Annotated in this window: 7 protein-coding genes and 1 pseudogene; 2 read left to right on the top strand and 6 right to left on the bottom strand. The window is 63.7% G+C overall.

Annotation, left to right across the window (positions count from 1 at the left end; translation table 11 throughout):
• Positions 1-206 precede the first annotated feature (206 nt).
• Entirely contained in the window at positions 207-770 is a 564-nt protein-coding gene (locus JHD07_RS22185; RefSeq protein ID WP_291625786.1) for a type 1 glutamine amidotransferase domain-containing protein, read from the bottom strand.
• Positions 771-1,279: 509 nt separating this feature from the next.
• Between JHD07_RS22185 and JHD07_RS22180 the strand changes: the two genes are divergently transcribed.
• The gene (locus JHD07_RS22180) at positions 1,280-1,711 is read left to right on the top strand and encodes a YetF domain-containing protein (protein ID WP_291625784.1); all 432 of its coding nucleotides are present in this window, start codon (positions 1,280-1,282) and stop codon (positions 1,709-1,711) included.
• A 128-nt stretch (positions 1,712-1,839) separates the two neighbouring features.
• Here JHD07_RS22180 and JHD07_RS22175 read toward each other — a convergent pair whose 3' ends face one another.
• Positions 1,840-2,106 (bottom strand): DUF2312 domain-containing protein, encoded by a 267-nt coding sequence (locus JHD07_RS22175; RefSeq protein WP_025575662.1) that lies wholly within the window; start codon positions 2,104-2,106, stop codon positions 1,840-1,842.
• A 108-nt stretch (positions 2,107-2,214) separates the two neighbouring features.
• Between JHD07_RS22175 and JHD07_RS22170 the strand changes: the two genes are divergently transcribed.
• Positions 2,215-2,997: a class I SAM-dependent methyltransferase gene (locus JHD07_RS22170; RefSeq protein WP_291625773.1), complete on the top strand. Its 783-nt coding sequence runs from the start codon at positions 2,215-2,217 to the stop codon at positions 2,995-2,997.
• 48 nt (positions 2,998-3,045) lie between these two features.
• Here the strand turns inward: JHD07_RS22170 and JHD07_RS22165 are convergent, their stop codons facing one another.
• The 4 genes and pseudogenes from JHD07_RS22165 to JHD07_RS22150 all read right to left on the bottom strand — a co-directional run.
• Complete coding sequence (locus tag JHD07_RS22165; RefSeq protein WP_291625771.1) at positions 3,046-4,068, bottom strand: acyl-CoA desaturase; 1,023 nt, start codon at positions 4,066-4,068, stop codon at positions 3,046-3,048.
• A gap of 432 nt (positions 4,069-4,500) precedes the next feature.
• Positions 4,501-4,782 (bottom strand): hypothetical protein, encoded by a 282-nt coding sequence (locus tag JHD07_RS22160; RefSeq protein ID WP_291625769.1) that lies wholly within the window; start codon positions 4,780-4,782, stop codon positions 4,501-4,503.
• A 110-nt stretch (positions 4,783-4,892) separates the two neighbouring features.
• Positions 4,893-5,186 carry a hypothetical protein gene (locus tag JHD07_RS22155; RefSeq protein ID WP_291625767.1) on the bottom strand — a complete coding sequence of 98 codons (294 nt, stop codon included), beginning with the start codon at positions 5,184-5,186 and terminating at the stop codon, positions 4,893-4,895.
• 353 nt (positions 5,187-5,539) lie between these two features.
• A pseudogene (locus JHD07_RS22150) lies at positions 5,540-5,788 on the bottom strand (cell envelope biogenesis protein TolA); the annotation flags it as partial.

Genomic DNA, 5,788 nt, shown 5'->3' with positions numbered 1-5,788 from the left:
GACCAGTAGCGCAATGGATTCCGGGCTCGCGCTTCGCGCGGCCCCGAATGACGGTAGCCCGTTGGATGGGTTGAGCTCTTGCGAAACCGATCGCTCATTGCGCCACGATCGATGAGTTCGCTTCGCTTGACGCATCCTACGAGCTTCCGACCAGATCTGCGGCTCGGCTGGATTGCTCAACCAGGCACACCATCACGTAACAGCGATTACGCTGCGCTGCTCCGCTGCGTGTGACGACCTTCCCTCACCTCTTCGATGATCTTGGCGCTGAAGGCCTTGAGATCGCCGGGATTGCGCGAGGTGATGAGGCCCTGGTCGACGACGACCTCCGAATCCTCCCACGTCGCCCCGGCATTGGCGACATCGGTCTTGATCGATTTGTAGGACGTCATCCTGCGGCCCTTGGCGATGCCGGTCTCGATCAGCAGCCAGGGCGCATGGCAGACCGCGGCCACGACCTTCTTGGCGTCGAACACGCTCTTGATGAATTGCAGCGCCTTGGGCTCGACGCGCAGCAGGTCGGGGTTGATCTGGCCGCCGGGCAGCACGAGGGCGTCGTAGTCGGCGGGCTTGGCATGGTCGAGGGTCTTGTCGACCTTGACCGGGCGGCCCCAGTCCTTCTCGTCCCAGCCCTTGATCTCGCCAGCTTGCAGCGAAACGATCTCCACGGTCGCACCGGCCGCCTTGAGGGCATCACGCGGCACTTCGAGTTCCGATTGCTCGAAGCCGTGGGTGGCCAGGATCGCGATCTTTTTTCCGGATAGTTCCATCCGTGTCTCCATTGCGTGTGAGGTGATGCCACTCAATCGAATGCATTCGCCTTTGGTTCCTCACACGACGTCGCCAGCTGTAGACCGCAGGAATGGCTAGAGCGGAGTCAAACCCGTCCTGCGCGCTGCCGTTCGGACGACGACACCCTTTACGCCATCATTGCGGGCGCCCGCGTCGGCGCGTGCCGCGCAGGGCTATCGCCTGCGAGATGTCGGGTCTGGGTACCGGGCCTCTCCCCAGGCATGACGGCCTCTTGAAATTCAAATGCGACTGCCCTGGCGCGCGCCGGGAATGACGCGGAGTCCGCGGCGCTTCACCTTGTGGGATGGCCGACGCGGCAAGCTGTCGCGCCCGTACAAGTGGGCGGCATGCACGCACGGCGTTGGTCCATCAGGTCATCCAAACATGCTAGCAGGAAGCTCCTGTCTCAATGCGAGGCCTCATGTTGAACTTCCAGCTGCCATGGCACGAGATCTTTGCTCCGACGCATTCTCTCATCGAGATCATCTTGCGCGGCACCATCATGTATTTCGGCATCTTCATCTTGATGCGTCTCATCCTGAAGCGGCAAACCGGCGGCATCAGCATCCCGGATGTGCTTCTCGTCGTCCTGCTGGCCGATGCCGCACAGAACGGCATGGCGGGTGAATACCAATCGATCACAGAAGGCCTGGTGCTGGTTGCCACCATCATCTTCTGGAACCTTGCCATCGATTGGCTCGGTTATCACGTGCCCTTCATAGACCGGCTTATTCGACCCCCGCCGCTCCTTCTGATCAAGGATGGTCGAGTGCTTCGCCGCCATTTGCGACAGGAGCTGGTCACAATGGACGAGTTGCTGAGCAAGCTCCGGGAAGAAGGCGTCGATGGCCCTGCGCACGTAAGCGAGGCCTACATCGAGGGCGACGGCAACATCAGCGTGAAGAAGATGGAGACGTGACACGCGATCTGCCGGCGGCCGAGAGGCAAGCCGTTCGTTAGATGCGAACGCGGTGGCCGATCGGCCGGCTCGTGTTCGAGAACGTATCCCTGGACTTTACCTCTCCCCGCCGATCGACCCGATCGTTCTCACGCCGCTTTCGCCTGCTCCGGCGAGGCCGTCTCCATCGCGCGCATGTAGAGGTCGAGCAGGCTTTCGCGCTCATCGCGCTCGTTCTTGTCTTCCTTGCGCAGCTTGATGATCTCCTTGAGGATCTTCACGTCAAACCCTTCGCCCTTGGCTTCCGCGAAGACTTCCTTCTTCTGTTCGCTCAGCTCCTGCATCTCGCTGTCGAGGTTCTCGATCCGCTCGACGAAGGACCGGATCTTGCCGCCGGGAATGGTGATGTCGGACATGGTAACTCCTCACTGACTGAGGTCGTGAAATTGCCCGCAAAGAAATGACCAATGTGTTAACCTCGCGGCCTCTGCATTGCGCCTGTGGAAAACCGAGGGAGCCGTTCCATGCCCGAGCTTCGCTTCGATGACGGTGCCGCCTACGAGCAGGTGATGGGCGTATGGAGCCGTTCGGTCGGCGAGGTCTTTCTCGACTGGCTGAAGCCGCCGCAAGGGCTGCGCTGGATCGATGTCGGCTGCGGCAGCGGCGCGTTCACCGAGCTGATCCTGGCGCGCAGCGCCCCAACAGGCGTGCAGGGCATCGATCCCTCGGAGGGACAGCTTGCCTTTGCCCGCACGCGTGCCGGCGCGCGCGGCGCCGTGTTTCAGACCGGCGATGCCATGGCGCTGCCGTTTCCGGCCGCGAGTTTCGATGCCGCGGTGATGGCACTGGTTCTCGTCTTCGTGCCCGACCCGTCGAAAGCTGTCGCGGAATTGGCGCGGGTGGTTCGTCCCGGCGGCCTGGTTGCGACCTACATGTGGGACATGCTGGGCGGCGGATTTCCGCTCGATCCGATCGTCGACGAGATGAACGCGATGGGGCTGTCGCCAACGCGTCCGCCGCACATGGAGGCGTCTACCCTTGCGGCGCTTCAGGACCTTTGGCGCGCCGCCGGGCTGGAGCAGATCGAGAGCCGCGAGATCACCGTGCAGCGCACGTTCCGCGATTTAGACGAGTTCTGGACCCTGGAGACGAAGTCCCCCTCCCTCGCACCCGTCGTCGCAGCGATGCCGGCGGCCGATATCGCCACGCTCAAGCAGCGCTTGAGCACACATCTCCCGGCCGACAGTGACGGCCGCATCACCTGGAGCGGCCGCGCCCACGCGATCAGCGGACACAAGCCGGGGTGAGAACGCGGGAGGCAGCCCCTTGGATGGGTTGAGCTCCTGTGAAACCCATCATTCCCGCGACGACGATTGACGGGTTTCGCTTCGCTCTACCCATCCTACCTGCTCCGCGTCCACGGGCGCCAACCGTCCACGCGCTCCCGCCGAGAAGATGTCGTGCACCAGCCCGAGCTTTCCCAGGCCCAGGATGATCAGCCCGTTGATGTCCACCTCGTACCAGGCGTGCGAGATGTACGCATCGCGCGGAAAGCGGTGATGGTTGTTGTGCAGGCCCTCGCCGAACGTCAGCAGCGTCGTCACCAGTTCGTTCGTGGTGCCATCATGAGTCTCGAAGCGGCGGTAGCCCCAGCGGCCGTCGCTGTGGCAGACCGAGTTCACCAGCGAGGTCGCCATGGTCATGAGGTAGCTGCGGAACAGGCCGGAGAACAGCACGCAGCCGATCATCGTGTGCACGCCGCCGAAGGCGTAGCCGATGGCGCCCGGAATGATCACCGCCGACAGCGCGTACCAGTACCAGCGTGTCCGCGTGAAGAACATCGCGATCGGGTCGGCGAGGATGTCCTTGGCGTAGTAGCCGGCATCGGTGGTCTCGCGGTCCCACACCCAGCCGCCTTGCGCATGCGACATGCCCTTGGCGAAGCTGGCATAGGCGTTGCCGGAGCCGTCATAGTACGGGCTGTGGACGTCGCCGGGCCGGTCGGAGTGCAGATGGTGCCGCCGGTGGTTGCTCACCCATTTCAGGATCGAGCCCTGCACCGCCATCGTCGCGATCGCGGCGAGGATCGTCCGCATCACCGGGCCGCAGCGGAAGCTGCGGTGCACGAAGTAGCGATGCATGAAGCCGATGCCGATCGTGGTCATGATGAACATGCCGGCGAAGACCGAAACCTCCACCCAGCCAATGCCCTGCCAGAACGCCCAGACCAACGCCCCGATCGAGCCGCCGATCATGAGGGCGAACGAGATGTAGGAATCGCGAAACTTGGCCTCGACCACCGGGCCTTCGGTGAGCACGCCCGGCGGCATTTTCGGCTTCGAAAGCTGCTCGGATGCCACGCTCTCAACCACGGTCATTTCAACCGATCCCATCTACCCAAAATCAACTTCTGCAGCGCAAGGTACAGCCACGGGTTGTTTCGGGCAAGGACGCGGTCGGCCGTAGAGGTACGGAGCCGATCAGGCTCCTGACCGTAGCCCGGATGAGCGAAGCGACATCCGGGGAGTGCCAAGGCAAGGCTTTCGCATATGGGAGTGATCTCGCCTGTGGCCATCCTTCGAGACGCCCGCCGTTGGCGGGCCCTCAGGATGAGGAGCGCGTGCGTTGCGCTGGTTTCAACGGGCACCGGTGCCGCTTAGCATCACCCTGAGGGACCGCAAAACTGGTCGTCTCGAAGGGCGAGGCGCACGCTCAGGTCTTTCCAGAAAGCCTTATGCGATTGCACTGGAATGCCCAAGGCAGCACCGGTCCCGGATATCGCTTCGCCCATCCGGGCTACAGGTCGCTCCTCACCACCAATAGGGCCAGCGCCAGCCCTCATAGCGCACGTAAGACGGCACCAGCGGCGGCCCATAGGGGTCGACCTTGTCGTCCTCGGGCCGATAGCGATAGCGCGGGACGATGTTGTAGTCCCACGGCGTCGGCCGCAGCACGGGGGCCGTGACGATCAGCCTCTCCTGCGGGGCACGAACCACTTGCGCCTTCCGCGGCCGGGCCTCGGCAGCCGACGTTGCAAGGCTCCCCAGCACCAGGGCGGTTCCGAGCGCGTAGGCAATGGTCTTTGTCTTCATTGCGTTGGTCTCCTTGGCCCCAGAGTGCGAGAGGACGCAGGGCATGGCAAGCAATTTTGTCTTCGAGTTTGCGTGAGCGGGCATGCAGTCCTTCGCGACCTCCGCGGCCTTCACGTGTCGCGCGGCTTGGTCAACTGCGCCAGCGCGCTCGGCACCTGATCGCGATCGGCGACCAGCAGGTATTCCTGCCGCATCAGGCTCGCGCCGCTCGCGAGCACGATCGATTTCTTCGGACACAGGCCGAAGCACCCGGTCATGACCAGCTTGGGCGGCTTGATGCCGTCGCGCTTGCCGGCTTTCAATTCGGACTTCAGCGCCCGCTTGACATCGCGACCCTCGTCGCTGCGCTTGAGGCACTTGGCGCACACCAGCACCGGCGCCGGGCGGCGCGAGCGCACGACCATCGGAGTTGTTGATTTCGGACTTGCAGATTTCGAAGATTTTTCGAGCATGAGAACCTATTGGGGGCTCGCGCTCATATAGGGATGGAACCGCAACTCTGCCGCCGGGCGCGGTGACGAAATGATGAGCGCCTGCGCTCCAAACCGTGATGGGTGAGGTCTGATGCGCCACCGGTGGTACACCCCCTCGCCCGCTTGCGGGAGAGGGTTGGGGAGAGGGTTTTTCCGCATTGGGAGTACCCCTAGAGGAAAAAGCCCTCACCCGCGCCTTCGGCGCGACCTCTCCCGCAAGCGGGAGAGGTGACACCCGGCGCGGGGCAGTATCTTCTACGTAAGGCGCATTAGCCTCATCTCGATTAGTCGTGCGCGCGGCGCAGCGCCTGCTCCAGCTTGAGCCTCTGCTTGTCCCAGCGGTCCTGCTCGGCCTCGGCGCGCGTATCGAGCGCGGCGCGCTCGGCTTCGATCTCCTCGATCTTGGCCTCGTGCTCGCGCCTTGCCTTGTCCAGCGCGGCTTGCGCGGCGGCAACCGCCTTGTCGCGGCGCGCACGCGCCTTGGTGCGCGCGGCTTCCTCTTTCCGGCGCTGCTCTTCGCGCCGCCGCTCTTC

Source organism: Bradyrhizobium sp., from assembly GCF_016462955.1.
Lineage (GTDB): Bacteria > Pseudomonadota > Alphaproteobacteria > Rhizobiales > Xanthobacteraceae > Bradyrhizobium.
Note: the sequence above shows the minus strand (reverse complement) of the source record. Positions and strands in the feature narration are given on the sequence as shown.

Bases quoted from the DNA above. Each gene is read 5' to 3' on its own strand.
- JHD07_RS22170 (WP_291625773.1), top strand. From the start codon at position 2,215: ATGCCCGAGCTTCGCTTCGATGACGGTGCCGCCTACGAGCAGGTGATG.
- JHD07_RS22160 (WP_291625769.1), bottom strand. From the start codon at position 4,782: ATGAAGACAAAGACCATTGCCTACGCGCTCGGAACCGCCCTGGTGCTG.
- JHD07_RS22155 (WP_291625767.1), bottom strand. From the start codon at position 5,186: ATGGTCGTGCGCTCGCGCCGCCCGGCGCCGGTGCTGGTGTGCGCCAAG.
- JHD07_RS22175 (WP_025575662.1), bottom strand. From the start codon at position 2,106: ATGTCCGACATCACCATTCCCGGCGGCAAGATCCGGTCCTTCGTCGAG.
- JHD07_RS22185 (WP_291625786.1), bottom strand. From the start codon at position 770: ATGGAACTATCCGGAAAAAAGATCGCGATCCTGGCCACCCACGGCTTC.
- JHD07_RS22165 (WP_291625771.1), bottom strand. From the start codon at position 4,068: ATGACCGTGGTTGAGAGCGTGGCATCCGAGCAGCTTTCGAAGCCGAAA.